27 protein-coding genes are annotated in these 26,896 nt (G+C 65.5%); 12 read left to right on the top strand and 15 right to left on the bottom strand.

All coding sequences use genetic code 11. The features are described 5' to 3' along the window. Positions 1 to 4: 4 nt before the first annotated feature. The 4 genes from ABL844_RS09765 to ABL844_RS09750 form a co-directional block, all read right to left on the bottom strand. Positions 5 to 493 carry a ferritin-like domain-containing protein gene (locus tag ABL844_RS09765; protein ID WP_369658938.1) on the bottom strand — a complete coding sequence of 163 codons (489 nt, stop codon included), beginning with the start codon at positions 491 to 493 and terminating at the stop codon, positions 5 to 7. Between the two features lie 214 nt (positions 494 to 707). Next, on the bottom strand, positions 708 to 1,118 hold the full coding sequence (locus ABL844_RS09760; protein ID WP_418131118.1) for an Hsp20/alpha crystallin family protein: 411 nt from the start codon (positions 1,116 to 1,118) through the stop codon (positions 708 to 710). Between the two features lie 19 nt (positions 1,119 to 1,137). Beyond that, complete coding sequence (locus ABL844_RS09755) at positions 1,138 to 1,575, bottom strand: Hsp20/alpha crystallin family protein (protein WP_418119687.1); 438 nt, start codon at positions 1,573 to 1,575, stop codon at positions 1,138 to 1,140. A 53-nt stretch (positions 1,576 to 1,628) separates the two neighbouring features. After that, positions 1,629 to 1,964 carry a hypothetical protein gene (locus tag ABL844_RS09750; RefSeq protein WP_126024569.1) on the bottom strand — a complete coding sequence of 112 codons (336 nt, stop codon included), beginning with the start codon at positions 1,962 to 1,964 and terminating at the stop codon, positions 1,629 to 1,631. Positions 1,965 to 2,792: 828 nt separating this feature from the next. On the opposite strand from ABL844_RS09750, the gene ABL844_RS09745 reads away from it, so the two are divergent. Then, positions 2,793 to 3,212 carry a low affinity iron permease family protein gene (locus ABL844_RS09745; RefSeq protein ID WP_126024568.1) on the top strand — a complete coding sequence of 140 codons (420 nt, stop codon included), beginning with the start codon at positions 2,793 to 2,795 and terminating at the stop codon, positions 3,210 to 3,212. Here the strand turns inward: ABL844_RS09745 and ABL844_RS09740 are convergent. Then, the gene (locus ABL844_RS09740) at positions 3,209 to 4,855 is read right to left on the bottom strand and encodes a phospholipase D family protein (RefSeq protein WP_418131117.1); all 1,647 of its coding nucleotides are present in this window, start codon (positions 4,853 to 4,855) and stop codon (positions 3,209 to 3,211) included. The genes ABL844_RS09745 and ABL844_RS09740 overlap by 4 nt on opposite strands. A gap of 56 nt (positions 4,856 to 4,911) precedes the next feature. Next, positions 4,912 to 5,421 (bottom strand): NADPH-dependent FMN reductase, encoded by a 510-nt coding sequence (locus ABL844_RS09735; RefSeq protein ID WP_418125148.1) that lies wholly within the window; start codon positions 5,419 to 5,421, stop codon positions 4,912 to 4,914. Between the two features lie 125 nt (positions 5,422 to 5,546). Between ABL844_RS09735 and ABL844_RS09730 the strand changes: the two genes are divergently transcribed. The 7 genes from ABL844_RS09730 (at position 5,547) to ABL844_RS09700 (ending at position 11,762) form a co-directional block, all read left to right on the top strand. Continuing rightward, entirely contained in the window at positions 5,547 to 6,263 is a 717-nt protein-coding gene (locus tag ABL844_RS09730; protein ID WP_418131116.1) for a GntR family transcriptional regulator, read from the top strand. 58 nt (positions 6,264 to 6,321) lie between these two features. Then, positions 6,322 to 6,873, top strand: coding sequence for a VOC family protein (locus tag ABL844_RS09725; protein WP_126024564.1), 552 nt, complete (start codon positions 6,322 to 6,324; stop codon positions 6,871 to 6,873). 53 nt (positions 6,874 to 6,926) lie between these two features. Next, positions 6,927 to 7,790, top strand: a complete 864-nt coding sequence (locus ABL844_RS09720) for a fumarylacetoacetate hydrolase family protein (RefSeq protein ID WP_418131115.1) — start codon at positions 6,927 to 6,929, stop codon at positions 7,788 to 7,790. 149 nt (positions 7,791 to 7,939) lie between these two features. Beyond that, the gene (locus ABL844_RS09715) at positions 7,940 to 8,908 is read left to right on the top strand and encodes a Bug family tripartite tricarboxylate transporter substrate binding protein (protein ID WP_418131114.1); all 969 of its coding nucleotides are present in this window, start codon (positions 7,940 to 7,942) and stop codon (positions 8,906 to 8,908) included. A gap of 7 nt (positions 8,909 to 8,915) precedes the next feature. Continuing rightward, entirely contained in the window at positions 8,916 to 9,494 is a 579-nt protein-coding gene (locus ABL844_RS09710) for an amino acid synthesis family protein (protein ID WP_418125145.1), read from the top strand. Positions 9,495 to 9,535: 41 nt separating this feature from the next. Further along, on the top strand, positions 9,536 to 10,528 hold the full coding sequence (locus ABL844_RS09705) for a zinc-dependent alcohol dehydrogenase family protein (protein ID WP_418131113.1): 993 nt from the start codon (positions 9,536 to 9,538) through the stop codon (positions 10,526 to 10,528). 175 nt (positions 10,529 to 10,703) lie between these two features. Beyond that, entirely contained in the window at positions 10,704 to 11,762 is a 1,059-nt protein-coding gene (locus ABL844_RS09700; protein WP_418131112.1) for an MBL fold metallo-hydrolase, read from the top strand. Between the two features lie 105 nt (positions 11,763 to 11,867). Here the strand turns inward: ABL844_RS09700 and ABL844_RS09695 are convergent, their stop codons facing one another. Continuing rightward, complete coding sequence (locus tag ABL844_RS09695) at positions 11,868 to 12,845, bottom strand: Bug family tripartite tricarboxylate transporter substrate binding protein (RefSeq protein WP_418131111.1); 978 nt, start codon at positions 12,843 to 12,845, stop codon at positions 11,868 to 11,870. Positions 12,846 to 12,872: 27 nt separating this feature from the next. Then, positions 12,873 to 13,661 (bottom strand): class II aldolase/adducin family protein, encoded by a 789-nt coding sequence (locus tag ABL844_RS09690; protein WP_126024542.1) that lies wholly within the window; start codon positions 13,659 to 13,661, stop codon positions 12,873 to 12,875. 92 nt (positions 13,662 to 13,753) lie between these two features. Here ABL844_RS09690 and ABL844_RS09685 point away from each other — a divergent pair, with 92 nt between their 5' ends. Then, positions 13,754 to 14,647, top strand: a complete 894-nt coding sequence (locus ABL844_RS09685; RefSeq protein ID WP_418131110.1) for a LysR family transcriptional regulator — start codon at positions 13,754 to 13,756, stop codon at positions 14,645 to 14,647. Between the two features lie 9 nt (positions 14,648 to 14,656). On the opposite strand, the gene ABL844_RS09680 is transcribed toward ABL844_RS09685, so the two are convergent. Then, a complete protein-coding gene (locus ABL844_RS09680) occupies positions 14,657 to 15,754 on the bottom strand; it encodes an ABC transporter substrate-binding protein (RefSeq protein WP_418125140.1) in 1,098 nt (365 codons plus the stop codon). Between the two features lie 531 nt (positions 15,755 to 16,285). Next, entirely contained in the window at positions 16,286 to 16,456 is a 171-nt protein-coding gene (locus ABL844_RS09675; RefSeq protein WP_418131109.1) for a hypothetical protein, read from the bottom strand. 199 nt (positions 16,457 to 16,655) lie between these two features. Here ABL844_RS09675 and ABL844_RS09670 point away from each other — a divergent pair, with 199 nt between their 5' ends. Continuing rightward, on the top strand, positions 16,656 to 17,861 hold the full coding sequence (locus ABL844_RS09670; protein ID WP_418131108.1) for a tyrosine-type recombinase/integrase: 1,206 nt from the start codon (positions 16,656 to 16,658) through the stop codon (positions 17,859 to 17,861). Positions 17,862 to 18,004: 143 nt separating this feature from the next. On the opposite strand, the gene ABL844_RS09665 is transcribed toward ABL844_RS09670, so the two are convergent. Next, on the bottom strand, positions 18,005 to 19,096 hold the full coding sequence (locus ABL844_RS09665; RefSeq protein ID WP_418131107.1) for an acyltransferase family protein: 1,092 nt from the start codon (positions 19,094 to 19,096) through the stop codon (positions 18,005 to 18,007). Between the two features lie 86 nt (positions 19,097 to 19,182). Between ABL844_RS09665 and ABL844_RS09660 the strand changes: the two genes are divergently transcribed. Continuing rightward, positions 19,183 to 21,057: a CocE/NonD family hydrolase gene (locus ABL844_RS09660; RefSeq protein WP_418131106.1), complete on the top strand. Its 1,875-nt coding sequence runs from the start codon at positions 19,183 to 19,185 to the stop codon at positions 21,055 to 21,057. Between the two features lie 2 nt (positions 21,058 to 21,059). Here ABL844_RS09660 and ABL844_RS09655 read toward each other — a convergent pair whose 3' ends face one another. Next, entirely contained in the window at positions 21,060 to 21,947 is an 888-nt protein-coding gene (locus ABL844_RS09655) for a LysR family transcriptional regulator (RefSeq protein WP_418131105.1), read from the bottom strand. A 97-nt stretch (positions 21,948 to 22,044) separates the two neighbouring features. On the opposite strand from ABL844_RS09655, the gene ABL844_RS09650 reads away from it, so the two are divergent. Next, complete coding sequence (locus ABL844_RS09650; protein ID WP_418131104.1) at positions 22,045 to 22,794, top strand: SDR family NAD(P)-dependent oxidoreductase; 750 nt, start codon at positions 22,045 to 22,047, stop codon at positions 22,792 to 22,794. Positions 22,795 to 22,801: 7 nt separating this feature from the next. On the opposite strand, the gene ABL844_RS09645 is transcribed toward ABL844_RS09650, so the two are convergent. Genes ABL844_RS09645 through ABL844_RS09635 form a run of 3 tightly spaced genes read right to left on the bottom strand, consistent with a single transcriptional unit; the run spans position 22,802 to position 26,833 of the window. Beyond that, positions 22,802 to 25,564, bottom strand: coding sequence for an ATP-binding protein (locus ABL844_RS09645; protein ID WP_418131103.1), 2,763 nt, complete (start codon positions 25,562 to 25,564; stop codon positions 22,802 to 22,804). Then, entirely contained in the window at positions 25,545 to 26,171 is a 627-nt protein-coding gene (locus tag ABL844_RS09640; protein WP_418131102.1) for a LuxR C-terminal-related transcriptional regulator, read from the bottom strand. The genes ABL844_RS09645 and ABL844_RS09640 overlap by 20 nt, the downstream gene beginning before the upstream one ends. 32 nt (positions 26,172 to 26,203) lie before the next feature. Beyond that, positions 26,204 to 26,833, bottom strand: coding sequence for a DNA-binding response regulator (locus ABL844_RS09635; protein ID WP_418120838.1), 630 nt, complete (start codon positions 26,831 to 26,833; stop codon positions 26,204 to 26,206). Positions 26,834 to 26,896 lie beyond the last annotated feature (63 nt).

The raw sequence follows: 26,896 nt of genomic DNA, 5'->3' as shown, positions 1-26,896 counted from the left end.
GACCTCACGCTTTCGCGCGCATCTGGTCGCGCAAGGCCTTGATCTGGTCGTGGTTGCGCTGGGCCCCTTGGGCCTGACGTTCCACCACGGAGCGCACATCCGCCGGGATCGGCGCCTTCAGGGCCTTGCGGTAGCGGGCCACCGCGGCGTCCTCGCCGCGCTCGCACTCCTCCAGCATCGACAGTGCGCTGTCGGCGCCGAGGGACCCCTTCACGTGCACCCAGCCTCGGTGCATTGCGCCGCTCACAGTCCCGCCGTCGTCAACCTTTCCGCCCAGCCGGCGGATCAGCTGCGCCAGTTCCGAGGCAGCTGCGGCGCACTGCGAAGCCCGGTCCTGGAAGACCTGCTTGAGCTGAGTGGAGTTGACTTCGTCGGCACAGGCCTTGAAGCCGTATTCGCCGTCGCGCGCGTTCTCGAGAAGGTCGTCGAGTACATCGACCACCTCATCGGATCCAGTGGTGCCGGGGTTGCTGGCAGTTGTGTAGTCAGGCATGGAAAGCTCCTTCAAGTTGAGGCAAAGGCCGAAACAGGCGGCTTGCGCCTGCATTCGACCGACGGACCGGAATGGCCCGCTGCAGTCCATGGTGCGCACGCGCCGCGGGGACGGTGTCGTCCACCCCGCAGGAGCACTGTCAGTCATTTCCCGCCGCATGCAAGCCGGCGCAGGACAGCCGCCGGGGCAGCCGTCCCGCGTGCCGGCTCGCCGCTCAGCTCACTTCGACGTCGATGCGCCTCGGCTTCGCGTGCTCGGCCTTGGGTATGCGCAGCTTCAGCACGCCCTGCGCGAGCTCGGCGGAAACCTTCTCGGTGTCCAGCTCCTTGCTGAGCGTGAAGACGCGCTGGAAGCGCCCGAGCCCGACCTCCGTGTGGCTGGTCTTCAGACCATCGGGCACGCTCAGGCTCGACTGCGCCTCGATGGTCAGGGTCTCCGCTTCCACATGCAGGTTCAGGTTCTCGCGCGAGACCCCCGGAAGGTCGGCGTAGAGGGTGATACCGGCCGCGTCCTCGATCACGTCGACCGGGGGCGTGAGCGCCGCGCTGCCGTAGCGCGCCGCCTTCTGCCTGGAATCGGTGCTGTCCGAAGCACCGGAAGAACGGGTCTGGATGTCGTTGCTCATGGTGTTCATCTCCTTGGGTTCATTGGACGGCGATGCGGCGCGGCTGGGCCGACGCGCGGCGGCGAACCGTGATGCGCAGCACGCCGTCGCGCAGCTTGGCGTCGACCGCTTCGGGATCCGCATCGTCGGGCAGCGTGAGCATGCGACGGAACGCTCCCTCGAAGCGCTCGTTGATGTGCACCGCAGCCTTAGCGCCCGCCTCAGGCAGCACGCTCTTGCGCTCCCCGGCGATCGTCAGCAGGCCGCGCTCGAGGTGGACCTCCAGCGTGGCCGGGTCGACGCCGGGCGCAAAGGCATAGATTTCCACCGCCTGCGCGGTCGTGCCGACGTTCAGCGCCGGAAAACCGTTGCTGCCGAAGCCCCGGATGGTGGGGGCCAGATCGAACGCCTGCTGCATGTCCCGCTGCAGGCGATCCATTTCCGCGAGCATGTCGCGGGGAAAGAAAGACCGGTACATGGCTGAACCTCCAAAAAACTGGAACGGACAAAACCTGGAATGGGCCGCAGCCCTTACTGGGGCAGGTGATGCGCACGGGTCGGCTGCGAGGAGCCGTTCGCATAGGGGCGAAGCCGTGCGGTGATGCGCGGCAAACGGTTTCGCCAGCGCGGAGGTCGTGATTCCGGATAGTTGAATTTCGCCAGTTCCTCGCGCCCCTTCTGGGTAACGGCCAGCACTTGCGCGGCCAGGGCGGAACCGGAAAGGGACAGCGGGTCCGAAGGCGATGGCACCAGGGCGACGACGAGCCCGGCGGCGCGCAACACCCTGACCTGATCGATGTCCTCCGTGCGGTAGAACGTGACAGGCAGGCGAGAGCCGGCGATTTGCTTGAGCAAGTTCATGGTCATTTCGATACCTCCTTTTCGGTCGACCAATTTCCGACGGAGGTGAAGATAGGCGACGTGCCGCGAATTTCAAGAGGGAAATCTTCGGCACCCCGAACCCGCGCGGCGTGCACGTGGAAGGCATCGCAGGGCCTTCACAAAGCCGAAGAAAAAAAGCCCGGCCGCAGGGCCGGGCTGAGGTTTACAGCAAGCCTGCGAGGGAGACCGCAGGAAGCCGGAATTTACGACACGACTGCGACTCGCCGCTGTCGGACAGCTCCGGCACCAAGCGCGTGCCCGCACGCGTGCAAGGACTGTCAAGGCTGCGCCGGGTGTTCTTCACTGGTCTCGGCTCGCGTCGCGATCATTCCGCCGATATAGCTCTGCGCGCGCAACTGGAAGAGATCCAGCGCGGCTTCCCGTGTGGGGCACTGCGTCAGGACGAGCACGCACCGAGTACGGCGCCCCTGGGGCAATTCGGCCTTCCCGGAAACGGGCCGTCGGGTGCCTACTGCAGCTCCAGCAAGCGTGTCCATCCTTCCGGCAGATCGATAGCTTTCAGCTCGGTGCTTGGCGCAAAAAGAATAGGTTCCGCCACAACGACGCTCAAGTTCAGCCCACGACGCCACTGGGTGAATGGCGACGCTCTACCTCCCCATGACAGAGAAGCTCTCCGCACACCGGAGAGCGCATGAGCGAGCGTCGCGTGCAGCGGCGAGATCGACATCGACTCGTCCGGCCGGCGCTGACGCATTTCCGGATCTTTCCTGCAGGCTTCTTGCGGCAATGGCCGACGTTCGGGCACCGCGGCACCGGCCAATCTCGCTCTCCGCCGCAGGAGAGTTTCACCCCATGGACCACATCTTCGCCCGCTTCGCCAACCGGATCGCCCATATCGCTGGCAGCCCCCTCACCTTCCTGGCCTGTGTGGCTGTGGTGATTGCATGGGCCATCGCCGGACCGTTCTTCGGGTACTCGGAAACGTGGCAACTCCTCATCAATACCGGCACGACCATCGTGACCTTCCTCATGGTGTTCCTGATCCAGAACACCCAGAACCGCGACGGCGTGGCGCTGCAGACCAAGCTCGACGAACTCATTCGCTCGTCCGACGCGCAGAACGAATTCATGGGGATCGAGAAGCTCACCGACCAGGAACTGACGGCTCTGCATGAAAGATGCGAAGCAGCGGCCAGGAAAGGTCATGCCGCGCTCGAGCAGACGCGGGCCGAACGCCGCAGGCGCGGGCACGAGCCCCCCGCAGGAGACTAGAGCAGACCTTCGTTGACGAATGGAAAGAAAAACAGCAGCTGCAGACGCGTTCCCAGTCCCACTTCAGGCTCATGGTCGTGGATTTCTTCGGTGCCGTTCCCGGTGCTGATCCACTGCAGCCGATCGCCTGGTTCCAGCAGGCGCAGGTGATAGGTACCCGATGCGCGCGCCCCGTCGATCAGCCCGAATATGTCCTTGGCAAGTGCTGGCGAATCGATGATCAGGCCGAGCTCGGTGTTCAGGCGCGAGGAGCGCAGATCCATGTTCATGGACCCGACAAAGCTCCTGCGACGGTCGATCACCAGCAGCTTGGCATGCGAACGTCCCACCGCATTCTTCAGCGACGAGGCCGTGATTCCGGATGCCGCCCTGGCGTCGCCCGCGCCGGCCTCATCGTCAGGCACGCCTGTGGTGCGCATCGCAAGCTGCTTGAGCTGGCTCGCGTCGACTTCGTCAATCTCCACCCCCAGCTTGAGCATCGGGACACGGTATCTGGCGTAGGCTGCGCTCGCGAACGGTTCGTCGTTCGATGAGAGCGAATTGGTCAGCAGCGAAATGCGCCGTCCTGCCTGGCGCAGTTCTCCAAACAGCGCGAGACCCCGCTGCCCAGGAATGAAATAGGGAGTGGACAGCGCGATGTCCGACCGGGCTGCACGCATCGCCTCGATCACCCGCGACGTGACGGTACTCGCGTCGTCGCCCTGCTCGGCACGGCCGCCCACCTTCTCGGGGTTGTCGGCAAACACGTCGACATGCCCATACAGCATCTTGAGCGGCACGGGCCTCGAGAGGTCGCCCGACAGTGGCCTGTAGCCGAGCAGGTCTGGCGAATCCGGCGGCGGCGTTGGGTAAGCCGCTTCGCCGTCGGCCACCAGCTTGTCGAAGGAATCCCGCAGGGCTTGCGGCGTCTCCCGGCTAACTTCGATCTCATGGAGCGGATAGACGTGCGGGCTGTTCCAGTAGGTGTCGAAGATGGCCTGCATCTTCGGCACCGCGGCTCCCGCGAGCAGCAGATCGAAGTCGAGGAAATTTCCTTCCTTGTCGTGAAAGAAATACTCGTTCGCGATGTTGCGCCCGCCAGCGACTGCGAAGGCACCGTCGGCGATGAACATCTTGTTGTGCATCCGATGGTTCACGCGCGAAAAGTCGAGCAATGAGAATGCCCAGCGCGTCGACGCGAAGGCCCTACCTGCCGGGAACGGGTTGAACAGGCGAACCTGCACATTGGGGTACGCCGCGAGCGCGAGCAACATGCCGTCGCTGTCGGCCGTGTACATGTCGTCCACCAGCACGCGCACCCTCACGCCGCGAAGCGCCGCATCTTTCACGGCTTGCAGCAGCACGTGCCCCGTCACGTCGTTCTGCAGGAGGTAATACTGCAGATCCAGCGAGCTTTGGGCGTGGCGTGCCAAGGCCAGCCGTGCATCCATCGAGTAGGCGCTCAAGGGCAGCGGTCGAAAGGCCGACGACTCTCCTGCAGGAACGCTCTGCGCTGCGATGCGGCCAAGCGCGGTGCCGGTACTGGCCGCGATGGATGTATCGGCCTGCCGACTCTGCGAAGGTGGCGGCAACGACGCGCAGCCCTGGAGGAGCAGCATCAGCAGCGCGGCGATCAACAGTGGCGTCCAGCAGGTCTTCTTCATGACGATGAACGATCGAGTGAGGGCAGTTCCAGGCGAGCTTTGCCGCGAGGGGCTCGTCACGCCGCTTCCGTCGCGGCGCGTATCAACCGCACTTCCTGAAGAAGATCGGCCACGGCGCCGTCGAGCATTTCCAGGGCGGTGGCATCCACGAGTTCGCCGTCGCGAAAGCGCGAGCCGATGACGGGAATGGCCACGTGCGGGCGCGACAGCGGCCGAGCCAGGGTGGCGGCCAGCGCATCCCTGACTTGCGCCTGCGCCCGCACGCCGCCGAGTGCGCCGGGCGAGGACGTGACGACCAGCGAGGGCTTGCCCTTCAACGGCGAAGCAAATGCCGGACGCGAAGCCCAGTCGATGGCGTTCTTGAGCACGCCCGGGATGCCGTAGTTGTATTCGGGCGAGCACAGCACCAGGCCGTCGGCCTCTGCGATGGCGGCCTTCAGTGCGGCCACGCCTGCCGGTGGGTTTGCGCCGTCCAGATCGGCGTCGTACAGAGGCACTTCCTCAAGGGTGACCACCTGCAGCGTCACTTCGGCGGGCAGCCGCGCCGCGAGGTGGCGCAACAGCATGGTGCTGTACGAGCCCCGGCGCAGGCTGCCGGAAATGCCGAGAAGGCGAACAGCGGAAGGAACGACATCCAAACGGGAAGCAGTCATCATCAGGATCCCAACAAAATATTGACAAAGTCGATTTTATGCACAAAATGCAATCCATGCAGAAAATGCAGACAGCCCAGCGAGAACCCACCTTGGTCGATCAGGCCCTGGCGCGGCTGCGGCACGACGTGCTCAGCGGCACCTTTGCGGCCGGCGCCAAGCTCAAGGTCGACGATCTGCAGAACGCCTATGGGTTCTCCAGCAGCCCGTTGCGCGAGGCCCTCAGCCGGCTTTCGCAGGAAGGGCTGGTCACTGCGGACGAGCGGCGCGGGTTCCGCGTGGCGCTCCTGTCGGCGGCCGACATGGCCGACATCACGCACATGCGGTTGATGCTCGACGTGCAGGCGCTGCGCGATTCGATCCAGCGCGGCGACGACGCATGGGAAGGCAATGTGGTCGCGGCCTTTCACCGGCTGGAACTGGTGGAGTCGCGCCTGTCCGACGGTCCCGTGATCCTGGACGACACCTGGGCCGATCTGCACCGCGGCTTTCACCTTTCTTTGCTGGCGGCCTGCGCATCGCAACGGCAGCTTCGCTGGAGCGAGAGCCTGTTCGACCAGGCCGAAAGGTACCGCCGCTTCAGTGGACGCTTTCGCAAGACGCTCAAGCGCAAGACCAACGAGCACCGCCGCATCCTCGATGCAGCGCTCAAGCGCGATGCCGATACCGCGTGCGCATTGCTGGAGGAGCACATGCTCGGCACGCTGCGCAACGTCGAGGCCATCCTCAAGGACGGGGTGCCACCGGTCCCTTGACCCGACCGGATCGCCCCGTTTTCCATAACAACACCGCTTTCGTCGGAGACAAGACAGCATGCTCAAGGTCCTCAGACCCACGCCTTCCCATTTCGGCATCTTCGTGACCGACCTGGAGAAGATGGTCGCCTTCTACACAGAGACCTTCGAGCTGACCGTCACCGACCGTGGCGTGGGAAGGACTTTCAAGAACCAGCTGGTCTTCACCAGCGCGAGCCCCGATCAACACCATCAGCTGGTGCTCGCCTCGGGCCGACCGGCGGATGCGACCTTCAGCACGGTGATGCAGATCTCCTTCGTGGTGCCCAGCATCCAGCACCTGCGCGACGTCTCGCAGCGGGCCCTGGAACGCGGGGCTACGGATCTGCGCGGCCTCAACCACGGCAACGCGCTATCGATCTACCTGAAGGACCCCGAAGGCAACACGGTCGAGATCTACGTGGACATGCCGTTCTACGTGTCGCAGCCGCACGGTGATCCGCTGGACCTGAGCAAGGACGACGAGACCTTGATGCGCGAGACCGAGGCCATCTGCCGCAGCGACCCGACCTTCATGCCGCTGGAGCAGTGGCAGGCCCAGTTCCAGGCCCGTTCACCTGCCGCGCCATGAGCGCCGGCGCCGTTCAGTAACCGCATCCACCCTTCCCATTCCACGGAGATTCCATGAAGCTGCTTTCTTTCCTGCACCAAGGTCGCGAAACCTGGGGCGCCGTCGTCGGCGACGGCGTCGTCGAACTCGCCCAGTCCCGCCCGCAGCAGCCCACGCTGCTCGACTACATCGCGTCCGGCGACTACCTGCACGCCGCGCAACATGTGGAAGGCCTGCCGGTGGTCGCCAAGCTGGCGGACATCACCTACCTGCCGGTGATCACGCGTCCCGAGAAGATCGTCTGCGCGGTGCGCAACTACATGGATCACCACCAGGAGGTCCTGGCCGCGGGCATGCAGCGCGAGCTGTCGGCAGAGCCGCCCATCTTCCTGCGCGTGTGGCGCTCCCAGACGGCCCACAACCAGCCCATCGTGCGGCCGAACGTGTCCGACTCGCTCGACTGGGAAGGCGAACTCGCCGTCATCATCGGCAAGGGCGGCCGCAACATCGCGGAAGCCGATGCATACGACCACATCGCCGGCTACTCCTGCTACAACGACGGCAGCGTGCGCGAATGGCAGTTCCACGCCAAGCAGATCGCCTCGGGCAAGAACTTCGAGTCGACCGGCGGCTTCGGTCCCTGGATGGTGACGGCCGACGAGATCGCGCCGGGCCGCGAGCTCAAGCTCGAGACGCGGCTGAACGGCCAGGTGGTGCAGTCCAGCCACACGGGGCACATGATCTTCAGCGTGCCCAGGCTCATCAACTATGCCTCCACCATCTTCACGCTCAGCCCGGGCGACGTGATCATCACCGGCACGCCCGCCGGCGTGGGCTGGAGCAAGAAGCCGCCGCAGTACATGAAGCCGGGCGACGTGTGCGAAGTCGAGATCGAGGGCATCGGCGTGCTGCGCAACCCGATCGTCCAGCAGGCCTGAGTACTCCTGCTGCGCGCCGACACCGTCGGCGCCTTTGCTGCCGCCTGCGGAGCTGATCCCGCCGGCGTTGGCGGCGGCACGCCTCCAGGGCCGCCGCCTGCCCTCCGCCTTGCAGGCGGATCCTCATTCAAAACGACGGAGACAACAACATGCAGCGCAGAGACTTTCTCGCCGCAGGCCTGAGCCTGGCCTGCGCCATCCCTTCGATCTCCCGGGCCCAGGGCTATCCCGACCGGCCCGTACGCATCCTGCAGGGCTTCGCCGCAGGCGGCAACGCGGACACCATCGCTCGTGTGGTGGGCAACGAAATGACGAAGACCCTGGGCCAGCCCATGGTGGTGGAGGCGCAGACGGGCGCCGGCGGCACGATCGCCTCGGCTGCGGTGGCCCGCGCCAAGCCCGACGGCTACACCCTGCTGCTGGCCACCGGCGGCCATGCGGTGGCCGGCGCGCTCTACGGCAAGCTGAGCTACCAGACCGTCTCGGACTTCGAGATGATCTCCACGATCACCTTCTTTCCTTTCCTGATCGTGGTGCGTGCCGACTCGCCCTATGCCTCGCTGCAGGATCTGCTGAAAGCGGCGCGCGCGCCCGGCGGCAACATCTCCTACGGCACGGCAGGCATCGGCAGCACGCACCACCTGGCGGGCGAGCTGCTGGTCAAGACCGCGGGGGTGCCCATGCTCCACGTGCCGTATCGCGGCGATGCGGCGTCGATCACCGCGATCCTCTCGGGCGAGGTACCCTTCATCATTTCGCCGCCGACGGCCGTCATGGGCAACCTCAAGGCGGGCAAGCTGCGCGCACTGGCCACCACCGGCCCGCGCCGCTGGTCCCAGATGCCGCAACTGCCCACGGTGCAGGAGCAAGGCGTCGCCGGCTATGAAGTCACGTCCTGGGCGGGCCTGATGGCGCCTGCCGGGACGCCCCGCCCCATCGTCGAACAACTCAACGCCGCCGTGCAGAAGTCGCTGGAATCCGCTCAAGTGCGCGCTCGCCTCGAAGACATCGGCGGCGAAGCGCGCGGCAGCACTCCCGAGGACATGCGGCAGCTGGTCCAGAACGAGCTGCGCAAATGGACGACGGTGGTGAACGAAGCCCATATTCCCAAACAGTGAGGTCCCCATGTCCCTGATCCAGATCCGCAAGCGCAGCCTGACCGTCGAGACCGTCTTCCATGAAGGCGGCCCGGCGGTCGACACGCCACTCAGACTCGCGGCCAGCTGCGCCGTCATCCAGAACCCCTACGCCGGTCGATACGAGCCCGACCTGATGCCCTTCATGGCCGAGTTGCGCTCGCTCGGCACCCTGTTGGCGACGGAACTGGTGGACACGCTGGGCAGGGACAAGGTCGAGGTCTACAGCAAGGCCGCCATCGTCGGCGTGAATGGCGAGATGGAGCATGGTGCGGTCTGGCACGAGGCTGGTGGCTGGGCTATGCGCGCCGTGCTCAACGAGCCCAAGGCGATCGTGCCGGCCGCCAAGGCCGTGGCCGCGACGGGCTACCGCCTGATGGTGCCGCTGCACTACATCCATGCCTGCTACGTGCGCAGCCACTTCAACAGCATGGAGATCGGCATCCAGGACGCACCGCGGCCCAACGAGATCCTGTTCGCGCTGGTCATGGGCACCGGCGGGCGCGTGCATTCGCGCCTCGGCGGACTGACGACCGAGCAGGTTTCCGTCCATGACGGGCAACGCTGAACCCTCAGGCGGACAGGAGCGAACGAGCAATGGCTGAAACGATGAGAGCGATCCAGGTCCGCACGCCCGGCGGCCCCGATGCGCTGGAGGCGGTGGAACTCGCGATTCCGGCCTGCGGGCCGGGGCAGGTGCGCGTCAAGGCGTCGGCGATCGGCGCGGGCGGCCCCGATGTCCTCATTCGCAAGGGCATCTACAAGTGGATGCCTCCACTTCCCGCCATCCCGGGCAACGAGATGGTCGGCGTGATCGAGGCCGTGGGGGAAGGCGTGGCATCGAGCCTGCTCGGCCGCCGCGTGCTCGTGAGCTCGCGCGAGCTGCCCGAACGCGGAGGTTGCTACGCGGAATACATCAGCGTTCCCGCCGAAGCGCCGTTCCTGCTGCCCGACGAGATCCCGGACGCCGACGCCTGCAGCCTGGGCAACGTGCAGTTGGCACAGGCCCTGTTGCTCGGCGTGCCGGCCGTTCAGCCCCTGCGCTCCATTCTCGTGCCCGGCGCTGCCGGCGGCGTGGCCACGGCACTCACCCAGCTCGCGACCTTCCACGGAATCACCGTCATCGGCACGGCCTCGACCCCCGCCAAGCAGGCGCATGCGCTCAAGCATGGCGTCAGCATCCTGGTCGACCCCGATCCCGAAGGCCTTGCGCAGCGCGTGATGGAGGCGACCGATGGACGAGGCGTCGACCTCGCCTTCGACCACGTGGGCGACCGCCTGCTGGTGGCCTGCATCCGCTCGCTCGCGCCGATGGGCACCGCGGTCTCCTACAACATCGCCGGGGGTCCTCCCTCCAGCGATGTGTTCCAGGAATTGCGGGCCCTGCTGACCAGGAGCCTGGCCGTTCGGACCTTCTCGATCCACACCTTCGATGCGGATCGAGAGCAGCGCCGCGGCCTCATGGTCAAGGCCATCGAGCTGATGCGCCAGGGTGCGGTGAAGGCGCCGCCCACGAGCATCTATCGCCTCGGCGAGGCCCGCAAGGTCCATGAGCTGCTGGACGTGGGCGCTACGTTGGGCAAGATCGTTCTGAAGCCCTGAGAGCGCCACCGACGGCCATGCCGGCAGTCCATGAATCAGCTCCCTCCCTCCTCGCCCGCATTTGCAGCCCCGTGCTTCAGGCGCTTGCCTTGACCGCATCGAAATGCGGGATGCCATCGTCCGAGTTCCACGCCACCGTCAAGACTGCATACGTTCAACCCTGAGGAGATCGACCATGGCTTCTTCGCTGTTCGCGTTCCTGCGCACCCCATCGGGGGCCTCCCCCACGCCCGAGGGCGTGGCGCTCAATCGCCGGCGCCTGCTGGCCGCAGGCTGCCTGTGCTGCGCGTTCCCGCTGGCCGGTGCGCAGACCACCGGACCTCTTCCGGCCAAGGCCCAGGCCCACCTGGACGCGGCCCGGCGAGCCGCCGGCGACGATCTGCTCGCGTACATGCGCCTGGGCGACGGCATCTCGCCCACGCCCAGCGCGCCACCGGTGTCGCCGGAAGCGCTGATGGCACTGCCCGCGCCGGCCCCGGGCTGGGCCTTCGACAACCTGTGCTTCGTCGGCAACAAATGGGTGAGCGCGTGGGGCCTGCCCACCTCGGAAGGCCTGGTCGTGATCGACGCGATGGACAACGACGACGAAGCCCGCACCCTGGTGGCCGCCGGCCTGCGCACACTGGGACAGGACCCGGCCACCATCCGCACGGTGCTGATCACGCACGGCCATGGCGACCACTACGGCGGCTTCGGTCATCTCAAGTCGATTTCCGGTGCCCGCGCCGCCATGAGCGAGGCGGACTGGACGATGACGGAAACGAAGCTGGAATTCGACCGCCCCGACTGGGGCCGTCCGCCCAGGCGCGACCTGGTGCTCAAGGAAGGCGAGACGCTGCGCTCGGGCGATACGCGCATCGACGTGCTGCTCACTCCCGGCCACACGATGGGCACGGTCTCGCTGCTCTTCGACGTGCGCGAAGGCGCGAAACGCCACCGTGCGCTGCTGTGGGGAGGCACCGCATTCAACTTCCAGCGCAGCCCCGACCGCATGCAGAGGCTACAGGCCTACATCGACCAGACGGAGCGTGTGCGCCGCCTGGTCGAGGCGCAGGGCGTGGACGTGTTCATCTCCAATCACGACCTCTTCGACGAGGCGGTGAAGAAGCTGCAGGCCCGCCAACAGGGCGGCAGCAGCCGCAACCCCTTCGTCATGGGTACGGCCAACGTCGTGCGGGCACTGACGGTCATGAACGAATGCGCGCGGGCCACACAGGTGGTGTGGAGCGCATAGGCGCTCGGTGCGGCGCGTGATGCGCCTCGCGCGCCAATGAAGTTGCCTCCGGCAGTCGAACAGGCAGGTGGCACATCGCCCGGCGGAACGTGGGCAAGGCGCTGCTCAATCGATGGAGGCGCCAGAGTCGCGCACGATCGCCTTCCACTTCTCGTGCTCGCGCTGAGCGAACTGCCCGAACTGCTCCGGAGTGCCTCCCACCGGATCGGCACCTTCCCGCACCATCTGCTCCTGCAGCGATGGCAGCACATCGTTCACGGTCTTGTTCACCAGATGGATGACGGACGCCGGCGTGCCCTTGGGCGCGAAGAAACCGAACCATGAACCGGCGGAAAAGCCCGGGAAGCCTTTCTCGGCGACCGTCGGAACGCCGGGCAAGGAGCGCGAGGGCCCCTCGCTGGAGACGGCCAGCGCCCGCAGCTTGCCCGCGCGGATGTGCTGGATCACCGACGGTACCGTGGCGAACATGAACTGAAGCCGCCCCGCCAGCAGGTCGTTGAGCACGTTGGCGCCCTTGTAGGGCACATGCACCGTGTCCATGCCGCTGCGCTGGCCCAGCATGTAGCTCGACAGGTGCGACGACGTGCCGACGCCGGTGGAGCCGTAGGACAGCTTGCCGGGATGAGCCTTCGCGTACTCGATGAATTGCTCCAGCGTCTTCGCCGGGACGCTGGGGTGCACCACCAGCACGTTGGGCACGTCGGCGATCTGCACGATCGGCACCAGGTCCTTCAGCGGGTCGTAGGGCAAGTTCTTGTAGAGCGTCTGGTTCACGGCCATGGGACCCACCGAGTTGACGATGAGCGTGTAGCCGTCGGGCGCGGCACGCACGGCCATCTCGGTACCGATGTTGCCGCCGGCGCCGGGCTTGTTGTCGATGATGAAGGACTGGCCGAGCTTCTCCGAGAGCTTCTGCGTCGCGGCGCGCGCCAGGATGTCGGTGGTGCCGCCGGCAGTGAACGCCACGATGACCCGCACGGGTTTGGACGGGTAGGTCTGGGCCGTAGCCGCCGTGCAGAAGCTGAACGCCGCGGCGCCCGCCAGCAGCAGTGCGCGCCTTCTCGAGGGATTGGGGATGTTCATCGATGTCTCCATATGTTCTGGTCGTGGTCAGAGCGCGTAGCTGGGGTCCAGCCGGTCGAGCTTGCGCAGCAGGGCCGGCCACTCCATCACGCCGTAAGGTCGGCGCGTGCCGGGCTGGTACTGGTTCCAGGTGTCCTGCAGCACCTGCGCGGGCACCGGCCGCAAGGGCACGTTGCAGGCCATCGCGCCGAGCTGCGCCCGGCAGGCCAGTTCCAGGCGGTGCATCCAGTTGAACGCCTCGCCGACGGTGCGCCCTACTGTCAGCACACCGTGGTTGCGCAGGATCAGGGCCTCACCCTGGCCGAGGTCCTCGATGAGCGAGGCCTGCTCCTTCGTATCGAGCACGACGCCCTGGTAGTCGTGATAGCCGATCTTCAGGAAGCGCATGGCGGTCTGGGTGATGGGCAACAGGCCGCAATCGAGCGCGGACACCGCCATCGAAGCCCAGCTGTGCGTGTGGATCACGCAGGCCACCTCGGGCCGTGCTTCGTGCACGGCGCTGTGGATCACGTAGCCGGCCTTGTTGACGCCATAGCCCAGCGCGCCGAAATCGGGGCTGTCAAGGATGGTGCCGGCGTGGTCCACCTTGATCAGGCACGAGGCGGTGATCTCCTCGTACATCATGCCGTACGGGTTGATGAGGAACGCCTCCTCGCCCGGCACGCGCATGGAGATGTGGTTGGCCATCATGTCGGCCATGCCGTAGAAGTCGATCAAGCGATAGCAGGCTGCCAGGTCCACCCTCGCCTGCCATTCCGCTTCCGAACAGCGGTCGCGCATCGAGGCGATCCGAACCCTTCCGTCTTGCACAAGCATGAAATGCCATCCTTCCTGAAAATGGCGATATCGTCCGGCGTCGCCCTGGCGAGGTCCAATCGCTAATGGTGCGGACGCCATATCCTTTTTTCATGGACTACAACCTCCGCGACCTCAAATTCTTCGAGACGGTGGCGACCCTGGGCCACGTCAGCCGCGCCGCCGAACTCCTCGGGCGCAGCCAGCCTGCCATCACCAAGTGCATCCGCCGCCTCGAAGCCGCGGTAGGCGAGCGGCTCATCGAGCGCGACGGCCAGGGCGTGACGCTGACACCCTCCGGCTTGCTGCTGCTCGAACGCGCACGGCCGCTGCTGCAGCATGCGAGCCAGGTGCAGCAGGAACTGCGCGACTTCTCGACCGGTGCGATCGGCGACGTGCGCATCGGCAGCGGCCTCAGCACGGCGGCGCACGTGCTGCCGCAGATTTGCGCGCGACTGCTGCAGCAAAGCGGCGTCCGGCTCCAGGTGCTGCTCGGCACCAACGTGGGCATGCGCCGCGAACTGCGGGAGGGCCGCATCGACCTGCTGCTCGGCCTGCTGCCGCCGGACCCCGATCTGCGCACGGTGCCGCTGGCGGACGACATGGTCGGCCCGGCGGTACGTGCAGGCCATCCGCTCGCAGCTCGCGGATACGTGACCGCCGTTGAATTGATGGCGTGGCCCTGGGCCATGCCGACGCGCGAGATCCCGAGCCGCCAGTGGTGGGACCGCCGCCTGCAGGACTTGCAGCTGGCCGCGCCAGCCATCCAGATGCAGTCCAACTCGCCGGCATTGCTGCTGGGCATCGCCAGGCTCCACGACGTGATCGTGTTCACCTCGCACAGCATGCTGCCCGAAGGACTGGTCGCGCTGCAGGTGCCCGAGCTCGCCATGCCCCGCGAGTTCGGTGTCGCGCTGCGAAGGGAAGGCTACCTTTCACCCGCCGTACGCAGGACGCTGGAGCTGCTGGAGAGCGACGGCCAGGCGCTCTTCCAGTACCAGCCCTGACGCTTTGCGTCAGTCCTTCAGCGGCGAGATGCCCTGCACCGGCCCGATCAGGCGTTCGAACAGGCTCTTGAGGCGCTCCACGCGTGCGCGGTCCTTCATGAAGGCGTGAAATTCCTCGGGGCTGGTGTTGTACTGATCGATGCCCTTGAAGCCCGGCAGGGGCTGCACGTCCTTGCGGATAGGGAACTGCCGAGGGTTGGAAGCCACGGGCAGCGACAGCGTCCAGCTCATGTAGAGCTTCGCCGCCGCAGGATGTTTGGCGTCCTTGAAGATCGCGCCGGTCTGGGCCCAGGTCAGGAAAGGATCGGTCCTGGGCAGCACGAAGCGCAGCGACGACGATTCCACCGGAACGAAGCTGCCGGAGGTTCCCGTGGAGACGGCGTACTTGCCGGCCTCGACTGCGTCGCGCGGCGTCTGCGTGCCGCGCACCCACTGCACGCCGTTGGCCTTCAGCTGATCGATGAAGCCGATGCCGTACTTCTGGATGATCTTGTCGAACACATACAGCACCGCGTCGTCGTCGTTGGGGTACGTGATGATGATGCGGTTCTTGAACTCCGGCTTGAGGAAATCCGCGTAGTCGCGAGGCGCGTTCTCGGCCGAGACGTAGTTCTTGTTGTAGCTGTTGGCGAAGGTCAGCATGAACAGGCCAGTGAAGCGGCCCTGGGGGTCCTTGTAGGCCGGGGGAATCTGCTCCCAGCCGATGGGCTTGTACGCAAGCAGCAGCCCGCGGGCCGCCCAATCGTCGAAGTCATGCAGCGTCTGCAGATGGGCGAGGTCCACCTGCAGGTCCTTGCGCAGCAATTGTTCCTCGATGCGCGCGTCGTGGTACTTGCTCAGGTCGACGACCAGATCCAGCTTCATGCCCGGGAACTGCCGCTCGAAGGCGGACTTGATGCCGAACCCCTGCGTCACCTCGTCGCCGCCGGCGTAGACGGTCAGCGTTCCGCCTTCCTTCAGGGCCGCCTGGTAGAGATCGTTCAGGCTCAGGCCGCCACCGTCGCGCTCTGCTGCGGTGGCCGTCGGGGGAGCCACCGCCGGTGCTTGCTGGGCATGAGCCGAGAGGTTGACAGTTCCGGCTGCCAGCACGGCCGCCAGGACAGTCATGGGAAAGGAGCGGAACAGCTTCATGATCGCGTCGGGAAGAATGGAAAGCACCCAGCGTAGGCCCTCCCTTCGACCGAGGATGTGCGCCAACGCACACTTCACGACAGATACCTTCTCCGCGGTACCCGCCAGTTGCAAGGTGGTCGACTTGCTTTCGACTGTCAGGGATCATGCGGCCGTGAGTCGCTGCTGGCATGCGAATGGATCTGCCCGACGCCGCTGTCTCCTCCGCTGCCTAGCACGAGCCCGTCGAACCCCGTATCCGGAAGGCGCCCCGCCTCACAGGGAGGCCGGAGCAGGCCGCATCCCGTAGAAATTGATACTGGCCAAAGGCTTCCTGGCGGCATCCTCGAAGACCATCCACAGGGACATCGAGCGCTTGCAAACATCCGCGGCGGTGGCCTGGGTGACGTGAACGTGGGCCGAGCCGGCCCTGTAGTCGAGCATCCTGCCGGTGCGGTATCGGATGCCGTCATCGGCATTTTGTTTGCGGAACGACGCGGAGCCGTCAGCCCGGAAGCCAGGACGCGCTCACGACAACAACGCCGATGCCGTCCGGTGCTTTTTGCTACCAGCTTTGCCCAGGGCTTTTGCTAAGCTGGCTGGGTCGGTGTACCCGCGGCCCAGGGGCAGCAGTTCAAAAAACGGGTATGCCAAAGGGTACGAACCGCCAAACGCACTCAATAACTTAGCGAATTTCATGAAAATAGCCACCTGTAATGTGCACTGAGTGACTCCTGGCTTTCTTTGAACTTCTTCGGACAAAGCCAAATGGCAAAAAATACTTTACAAAACAATAACTTATCCATATTTTGCAGCTCAGTGCATCTGGGTGCACTTCCTTGGTAGCCAGCTTTTTTTTGGGTATGCTGGCGGGTACGAGACCAGCCCCGGGTACCCATTGGCCACACCACCAACGCCCCTCTACAGAAGCCTTCGCCAGCTCACCGAAACACAGGTAAAAAACGCAAAGGCGGCCCTAGCCCCCTACAAGCTCACAGAGCCCGGTGGCCTGTTTTTGCTTGTCCAGCCAAGCAGTACAAAGCTCTGGCGATACCGCTTCACACTGAACGGGACCGAGGGCATGCTGGCTTTAGGTCGCTATCCGGACATAACGTTGAAGCGGGCGCGCGAACTACACCAAGATGCTCGCAAGCTCGTCGCGGGTGGCATCAACCCCGTTCACCATCGGCAGCAGGAAAAGCTCCAAGTCAATCTCTCGACGTTTGGCGTCCTAACCACATCCTGGCGCTCAGTTACCGACGGTCGACTAAGACCGGCGACGTTGAAGCAACGCGAGCGTGAATTGAAAAACGACTTGCTTCCGAAATTTCAGAATCGGCCAGTTGCAAGCATCACGCGCGTAGAACTAGCAACTCACCTAACCACTGTGGAGAAGCGCGCCCCCGAAACGGCGAGAAATCTGCGTACCCACCTGAACGCAATCTTTGAGCACGCCATCGACGTGGGCTTGCTTACCGCGAACCCCACTCCACCTCGGCGAGTGCTGGCATCAAGACAGCCAAAGCACCATCTATCACTCCCTTCTGATCGCATGGGAAACTTCTTGCGTGCTCTCGATGCCTCCCGCACCAATCCAGAAACCCGGGCCGCAATGTTGCTGGTTCTGCTGACCGCCTGCAGAAAGAATGAAGTCATCTCAGCCGAGTGGAAAGAGTTTGACTTGGCAGGAAAGTCATGGACCATTCCTGCAACGCGCATGAAGGCAAAACAGGAGCATTGGGTTCCACTCTCTGACCAAGCGATCAATTTGCTCAAGGAGCTGCGCCAAGAGGCCAGCGATGATCGCGTGCATCTATTCCCCAACCGCCGGGACCCGAGCAGGCCGATGGCAAATCGATCGCTTAACGCTGTTCTGGAGCGCCTTGGGTATGGCGGAGAGAGCACACCCCATGGCATGCGAGCTGCGTTCAGCACACACTTCAACAAACTGGGGGCCAATATCGATGTGATCGAACACTGCCTTGCTCATGTCCCGCTAAATCGAGTACGAGCGGCCTATAACCGACACGCCTACCACAACGAGCGCCGCGAGATGCTGCAAGCTTGGGCCAACCATCTGGATGGCGAGAGAGCAAGGCAATAGGTCCCCTCTTTTCACACGGGGCAAAGTCTTCCGAGCTGTCATTTGCAGTGGCTTCATGAAGACCAGTTGCAGATGTTGCTATCGCAAAAACATGCCATGAGCGCAGTCATGCCTGCCGGCGCCAATGGCAGATTTCCAAGCGCCTAGGAGATTCGCAACGACCTGACCCGTCGCTCCCGCCATCTCCGAAGCGGTACGTCCACGGCATGGAGGCAGATCGCCGCCAGGGCGATTGACAATGGCAAGGTCACGCCCAGCTTGAACCATGGAGACAGCGACTTGGCGAACAGGGAGACGATCGGAAAGTGCCAGAGGTAGATGCCGTACGACAGTCTTCCGATATAGACCAGCGGTGGCCAGGAGAAGAATCCGCCCCCCGCGTTCGCCGCCGCGTGGCAGACCAGCACGAAGGCGGCGAGTTCGGCCACGGTGATGCGAAGCGTCACCGCTTCCAGCTGATCCATGGTCGGCAGTGACGGCAATGCAGCATCGAAGGCCAGGGCAACAAGAGCCACCGCCAATGTCCATCTCGACACCCTGAACTGCGTCAGCGCCGCGATCGCGCCCAGCACGATGCCGCTCGTGCGCGTGTCGAAGCTGAAATAGGCCTGCTTCCATCCCCATGTCCATGCAACGCCATAGCGCCACGCCGTGATCACCGCGAATGCAGCCAGCAGCCAGATGACGGGACGTCGTGTCCGCAGGAGCAGCGGCAGCAGAAGTGGCCAGAGCAGGTAGAACTTCTCCTCGACCCCGAGCGACCACGTATGCCCCACGGTGTTCGTCGGATTCCAGAAGGCCAGCGCGTAGTCGTAGATGTAGAACGCGGCGAGCGTGGCGGCGAGCCACTGGGTATCCGAAGGCCAGAGGAAGGGAGCCAGCGCCAGGTAGGCGGCCAGCAGGATCAGCAGGGTCGGATAGAGCCTGATGGCGCGGCGCACATAGAAGCGGGCAACTTCGATGGCACCGCTTCGGTACTCCGCCGCCAGCAAGGAGGTGATGAGGAACCCGGACAGCACGAAGAACACGTCCAGCCCCACGAACCCACCCCGGGCGCCCGGTATCCCGCAATGGAACAGGACGACGGCGAGCACTGAAATGGCGCGGACACCGTCGAGCGCAGGGTTGTATTGCATGAAGGGATGGAGGGCGCCCGCAGCCGCAGATCGAAAGCGCGGAATTATCACGCGCACGCGCCAGCCCTTCTCGTACTCGGGATCTCCGCGACGGTCCATGCCCTCCTGGCGGAAAGCGATACGCTTCGGGCGCGCCTGGATAGAGAAGCGCCACCCGAGAAAACGACATCCCGACAAGACAGGACATGAAGAGAGTCATCACAGCCGCACTGGCGCTGGCGGCCGCCATGGTCGCGCCGCTGACACACGGCCAGGAGCCCCAGCTGGATCCCGACACAGGCTTGCCCGCATCACGCCCCTTCGCCTTCCCCGACCTGGGGGGCGTTTCGCCGTTCTGGTCCGCCCGCCACACCGGTTACATCACGACCTCGGACGGCACACGGCTGCGCTACAGCGTTCTCCTGCCGAAGGGAAGCGGCAGGTTTCCGGTGATCCTGACCCTCAATGGCTACGACGCCGGCTCCATCGGCGGCGCGCCCTACCTCAGGCACAAGACATCCATGTCCGTAGAGCTCGACAAGCGGCTCGTGGAGGCCGGCTACGCAGTGATGGGGGTCAACGCGGCGGGCACGGGCTGCTCGAACGGCAGACTCGAATACATCCGCCCGCAGTTGGGCCTGCACGGCGCGCAAGCCGTCGAGTTCGCCGCGGCGCAGCCATGGTCCGACGGCCGCGTGGGCATGGTCGGTTCGTCGTACAGCGGCTCGTCCCAGGTCGCGACTGCGCAGAACCGGCCGCCGCATCTGCGAGCCATCGTCCCCGGCATGGTGCTGACGGACTACCGCGACGCCATCGCGCCGGGCGGCGTGCCGGCGCCGGGCTTCCTGACGCCCTTTCGAGTGCTCTTCCGTGCCTTCTGGAGCGAACTCGTCGCCGAGGTCGCCAAGGAAGAAGGCGACGCCGATTGCCTCAAGCAGGTCGAGCAGAACCTCGAGGCCGAAGAAACGAACTCGGGCATGCATCTCTCCGTGGCACACCCCCTGCGCGACGAATACATGAAAACCCTCGACCTGGCGCGCCATGCGGATCGCATAGACGTCCCCGTCCTTTCACTGGAAGCCTTCCAGGACCAGGCCATCACGCCGCGCAGCAGCCACTACCAGAGCAAGCTGAACCCTGAAAAGCTGTGGCTCTTCCAGACGAACGGCCCGCACGACATGTACCTTGCCAAGGCTTTCCAGGAGACGGCCATCCGCTTTCTGGACCGCTTCGTCAAAGGACAGGACAACGGCTTCGAGCGCGAAACGCCCCGCACCACGGTGTGGATGGAGGCATCCCGCACCGGTGACAGCGTGCTGGAGCGACGCTCTTCACCCAAGCCGCGCTGGCTCGTACGCAAGGGGCCAATCAGGCCGGCCGACCTCTCTGTCAAGGAATTCCACCTGGGCGCCGGCAATGTTCTTTCCGAAACGCTTACCTCCGGCGCCGCCGACGTGTTCGACTACCCTGGCACCGGCGTCGTCGTCAACGACGTCGCCGGCACCACGTTCTGGGGCCCGCTGCCGGGCGACTGGAAGAAGGCCAGCGTGGCCTACACCTCGCCGGCCCTCGAGCAGGACATGATGGTCTACGGCCCCGGCAGCGCCGACCTCTGGATCATGGCCAACGCCGGGGACGCAGACATCCAGGTGACGGTCACCGAACTGCGACCCGACGGCCAGGAAACCTACGTCCAGCGCGGCTGGCTGCGGCTGTCCAACCGTGCACTCGATACCGCGCGGTCGACGCCGCTGCTGCCGATCCATCTCGAGGATCCGGGGCAACTGATGCCACTGCTGCCCGGTCGCCCGGTCTTCGCGCGCGTCGAGATCAACAAGATGGGCCACTATTTCCGCAAGGGTTCCAGGCTGCGCATCTGGATCGATACGCCGGCCCAGACGGGCGGCCTCGTGTTCGACACCTTCACGCAGCAGCAGCGGGTGTACGTACTGCACAACGCACGATACGACTCTGTCGTGCGCCTGGGCATCCTTGCGGATGTCGAAGGCCCGCCGACCTACCCGGAGTGCGGCCAGACGCTGCTGCAGCCCTGCCGCCGCGACCCGCTGGCCGGCCCCTGAGCTCAGGACAGTCGCGCGATTTCCGAGGCCACGAACTCGATGAAAAGGCGCACGCGCGCCGGCGCCTGCCGGCCGAACGCGTGCAAGGCGGAAATGGACACGGGCGGCAGCGGCCAGCGCGGCAGCAGGGGGACCAACCGGCCCGCTTCGATGTCGTCCTGCACGAACAGGCGCAGGACCTGTGCGACACCGAGGTCGCCCAGCGCCGCGATGCGCAGCGCTACGCTGTTGTCGGCATCGAACACGCTGTCTGTGTGCAGCACCGTGCCGTCGGCGAATCGGATGGGAAACGCCTTGCCGCCCAGCATGTAGCGCACATGCGCGTGCTCGCGCAGCGCCTCGACCGAGTCCGGCATGCCCCGGCGGGCGATGTAGCCGGGCGACGCGACCAGCACGAGCGGCATCTCGGCGAGGCGGCGCACCGTCAGGTCGGAATCCGCGATCCGGCCGGCGCGGATCGCGACGTCGTAGCCCTCGCGGATCAGGTCGACCTGCCGATCGACCAGGCTCACCTCCAGCTTGACGCCCGGATGCCGGGGCAAGAATCTCTCGACCACCGGCCCAAGAAACATGCGCCCGAGATCTCCAGGGGCGGTGACGCGCAGCAATCCCCGAGCGCCGCTGACAGGCTTCACCACATCGCTCGCCTCATCGAGCGCGCGCAGCAAGGGGGCAATCCGCTCGTAGTAGGCGCTGCCCTCCTGGGTCAGCGACAGCACGCGCGTCGAGCGGTGAAAGAGGCGCACGCCGAAATATTGCTCCAGGCGCGCCACGCCCTTGGAAACCGCCGACGGTGAGGTGCCGAGGACTCGTGCGGCCGCGCTGAACGAGCCGGCCTCCACCGTACTTGCAAAGGCGACCAGGCCGGGTGCGTGATCGAGGGGATTCATTGCGGACTCCTGGGCACAAGTGTTTCCGTTTCTACCCACTACTTCATTGGCAGGGGGAACCTAGATGGAAGTCTTCTGCATCAACCAAGGAAACTCCATGCAAAGACTCTCCGGCAAGGTCGCCCTCATCACCGGCGGCAACAGCGGCATCGGCCTCGCGACAGCCCAGGCCTTCGCGGCCGAAGGCGCTAGCGTCGCCATCGTGGGAAGGCGCCAGGACGCCGTCGATGCCGCGCTGGCACATCTCGGACCGGATGCGATGGGCTTCGTCGGCGACGTCGCCGATCTCTCGATGCACGAACGGCTGATAGAGGCCGTCAAGAACCGCTTCGGTGCCATCGACATCTACATGGCGAACGCGGGCACGGCCATCCTCGAGCCCTCCTCGGCCGTCACAGTGGACAACTTCGACCTGCAGTTCGCGATCAACACGCGCGCGGTGTTCTTTGGCGTGACCCGCGCATTGCCCCTCATGCGCGACAAGGGGTCGATCATTCTCACGAGCTCGATCGCCGGCACCAAGGTCATGGACAACCATGCGGTGTATGCAGGCAGCAAGGCGGCCGTCGAAGCCTTCGCGCGCAGTTGGGCACTGGAACTCAAGGCGCGCGGCATCCGGGTGAATGTACTGAGCCCCGGGCCGGTCGATACGCCCATCCTGGCGAAGCTCGGCATCTCCGACGACGTGCGCCCGGCGTTCGACAAGCAGATGGCCGTCGCGATCCCGTTGGGCCGCATGGGTCGGCCCGACGAACTCGCGAAAGCGGCACTCTTCCTGGCCAGTGACGACAGCATGTACGTCACCGGCGTCAACCTGAAGGTCGACGGCGGCATGTCGCTGACCTGAGACCAGCTCAGGCAGAAACGTTGCCGCGCTCATCTCCCATGCGGGCCAGATCGCGCGCGGCACGCAGTTCCCAGGCATGGGCGCCTTGCGCGCGAGCAAGCTCCAGGGCCTGCCGGCAAAGCGACTCCGCCATGCCGGCATCTCCCTGCAGTGCTTCACGCCGGGCCATGGCCCGATATACCTCGGCCGCGCTCCACAGCCCTCCTCCGCGCATCGCACGCGCCAGCAGATCGTCGTCCACCCATGCCGGGCAGAAGGTCACGAGCATCTCCCGGCGTGGCATGTCCATGCCGAGGGCCTTGCCGGCCACCTGCTCGATGTAGGCCTTGCGCTCCTCGGCGGCATCGAATTCCTCGAGCCTGAGTGCGTCGTCGTAGCACGATGCCCATTCGTGCCAGTAGTCGAGCCCCTTCGAGCGGGTCTCGCGCAGCATCGCATCGACCCATGCGCGCGCCGTCGTCCGCTCACCGGCCCAGATCGCCACGGGACAGATCCAGAACAGCGCGACGCACAGCGACATCGCGTGACCCAGTGCCTCGGCCTCCTCCACACAGCGCCGGGCGGTGCTCATCGCCGACTGCATGTCGCCCTGGATCCACAGTGTCCTGGCCAGGATGGCCATGGCCGTGATGCGCGCATCTGGCTGGAAGGTATTGCCCTGGTTGTGCCGGATGGCAGCATCGACGTCCATCGCGGCTTCGGCGTGCGTCTGCGCCTCTGCCAAGGCACCGCAGAAGAAGCTTGCGAGCGCGAGCATGCGATGCGAAAGGTTCCGCGTCACCTCGCTCTCCGACTGGAGCGCATAGGCCCTCAGTGCCTCGGCATGCTGCAACGCAGAGGGATAGTCGCCGCGCGTGACATTGAGCGCGCACAAGCCCCAGCGTGCCTGGAATTCGAGGGTTCTCACCTTGAACTCCAGCGCGGCATCCAGGGCGCGCTCGCAGGCCTGCGTCATGTCCGCCACGCTGCCGCCGGTGTGCCACAGCGCGTTGTAGAGCGCCAGTTGAAGCCAACCGGCAGCCAGGTGGTCAGGTCGCGGCAGCGTCTGCACATAGGTCAATACCGCCCGGACCCGGTCGCGGTACTCGCCGACCTCCGACAGGCGGAACCACAGCGGCGCCGAGCCGATGGTCAACGCCCCTGCGATGTCCGGATCCTCGTCCTGGGCCACGCAGGCGTCCAAGGCCGCGCGGACATCGTCCAGCAACGTGCCGTAGCACTGCACCCACTCCCGGGCATCGAGCGAGGCCAGGTCGGCCGTGGCGCTGCCCATCAGGTCCAGCATCACCCGCGCGTGCCGCCTTGACACCAGTTTCTGCTCTCCCGCGCGCAGCATGAGTGCCTGGGCATAGCTCCGGGTGGTGTCGAGCAGCCGATAGGGGCGGTGCACTCCTTTCTCCTCGTCGTAGACCACGAGGGACTTGCTGGCCAGCGAGATCAATGCATCCGAAGCCATGTCGGGATCCAGATCGCTCGCCACGACGCTGAGCGCGGCCTCGGCATCGAAGTGCGCGCGGAAGATCGACAGCCTGCGAAACAACATCAGCTCGGGCGCGCCGAGGAGCCCCACGCTCCAGTCGAGCGTCGCCGCGAGCGTGCGCTGCCGTGGTAGCACGGCCCGCCGGATCGTCGAATGAAGACGCATGTGATCGTCGAGCCTCAGCGCGAGATCGCTGGCTGACTGCGCGCCAAGACGTGCCGCCACCAGTTCGATGGCGAGCGGGATGCCGTCGACCTGCTGGCAGATACGTGCGAGCGGGGCCGCGCTCGCATCGTCGAATGCATCGGTGCCCGCCGCACGGGCGCGCTCGACGAGCAATTGCACCGCCGGTGAGTCCAAGGCGCTGGCCAGCGAGACGGAAGCACCCTCGTGAACCGCCAGAGGCAGGAGCCTGGACACATGCTCCCCCTCGATGCGCAAGACCTCGCGGCTGGTCGCGAAGATGCGCAGGTCCGGCAATGCCGCGAGGAACCTGTGGAGCAACGGCGCCAGCGTCTCGATGACGTGCTCGCAGTTGTCGACCAACAGCAGGGCTTGCGTGCCTTCCAGGCGCTGGATGATGGCCTGAGCGACGTCCGGCACGTCGCCGCGCACCCCCAGGGCGCGCGCGACCGTACTCAGCACGTGGTCCTGCGAAGTCAATGGCGCCAGATCTATGAAGCAGACGCTCCCACCGTGAACCTCCCTGTATCGCTCCGCGACACGCACCGCAACGCTGGTCTTGCCCACGCCACCCGCCCCAACCAGGGTGACCAGTCGGCTCTCGGACAGCATGGAAAGAAGCCGCGCCATCTCGACGTCGCGCCCTATCAGCTTGGAGAAGCGCACGGGCAACGCCGCCAATACGGCTGCATCTTCCGCGATGGGGGCAGAAGCCTCCGCGAGTGCGACGACCTCGGACGGGCCGAATTCACGACGGACCCTGCCCAGGAAGATATACCCGCGAAGCGGGATATTGGAAATCCACTCGACACAGCCATTCCCGTCATCGGGCTCGCCCAGCGCCTTGCGCAGGATAGACATGTGCACGCGGACACTGGCTTCCTCGACCACGACATCAGGCCACACCGCCGCAAGCAGTTCATCCTTCCCGACGACCTCCCCCGCTCGCTTCAGCAGCTCGAGCAGGAGGCCGAAGGCCCTGGAGCCCAAGCGGATCGGCAAGCCATGACGTTCAAGCCGCCTTTGCGCCTCCCACAGCGAGAACGATCCGAAGCGCCAGACGCGCGAGCCGGCTTCGGCCGATGCGTCAGGCACGAACCAATCCACGTTGCGTGGCCTGGATCGCCACCTGCGCACGCGAACGGACGTGCAGCTTCTCGCATATCCGGGCGACGTGCGCCTTCACGGTGTTGGCCGAGATGTCGAGCTTGCGCGCGATGCCCTTGTTGCAATCGCCCTTGACGAGGAAGCGCAGCACATCCTCTTCCCGGGCGGTCAGCCAGGTGCGAGGGGGGCAGCTGTCGAACAGGGCCGCTGCGCGGTTGCAGAGATAGTGCGAGCCGCCTCGCGCCACATGGCGGATGGCGTCCACCAGTTCGAGCGGATCGGCACTCTGGAGCAGATAGCCCCGCACGCCGCTGTGCATGGCTTGCGCGATCTCGCCCTCCTTGTCCTGGCGTGTCATCACCACGACGCGGGGTCGAGGAAGATCCCGCAGCGAAGCATCTGCACCGTTGACAGTCTCCGGCGAGGCCGCCAGCAATCCCATTGCACTGCCGTAGTCCGTCACGACCACGTCGGCGCAGCCCCGGTGAATATCCGAAGCGGCTTGCACGTCGAAGTCCGGCTCCCGGTCGAGGAGCGCGACCAGGCCTGCCATGACAAGCGGGTCCGCATGCCGGACCAGGACGGAGATGATGGAGTTTTGTGTCATGGCGGAGAAACTCGGAGACTTTGGAAAGGTGTTCAGGCTGACAACGGCGCATCAGCGAGAGGGTGCCGGGCATCCAGCAGCCCGCGGCGGATCGCTTCGGTGATCGCGCCCGTGCGCGTCTGCTCGCCGAGCTTGGCCAGGATCGTCTTCACGTGCGTCTTGACCGTGCCCTCGCTGATACCGAGCAGCCGCCCGATGTTCTTGTTGCCCAGGCCGCACGCCATGTGCTGCAGCACTTCGAACTCGCGGGCAGTCGGGACGGACTGGACCAGCGTGTCCAGCACCCGGTCCGCCGCCGACCGCGACAGGTAGCGGCGCCCGCCGGCCACACAACGCACCGCATCCGCGAGTTCGTTGGCCGAGCAGTCTTGCAGAAGGTAGCCACGCACGCCGGCGTCGACGGCGCGGCGGATCTGCCACCCGCGGTCCTGCTCGCTGACGATGAGAAGCGATGCCACCTTGGCTGCGCCGCGGCGCGGTGCCGCAGCCCGAAGCATTCCGGTCGAATAGTCCGTGACCACCACGTCGACCTCGCCGAGGCTCTCGGGTTGGACGGTGAAATCGGTGCTGGAGCGCAGCAGCGCGGCGATGCCCGTGGCGACGTACGGGTCGTGATGTGCGATCGACACGTTGATCCTGAGGGCATGGGCCGGTGCGGTCATGGGCTCGGTCCTTCTTGAAACCATGGATGGAGTCTGGGCAAAGGGCGTTCCGTGCGCCAGTTA

The organism is Variovorax sp. 278MFTsu5.1, assembly GCF_048305045.1.
Lineage (GTDB): Bacteria > Pseudomonadota > Gammaproteobacteria > Burkholderiales > Burkholderiaceae_C > Variovorax > Variovorax guangxiensis.
This window is presented reverse-complemented; position numbering and strand designations above follow the sequence as displayed.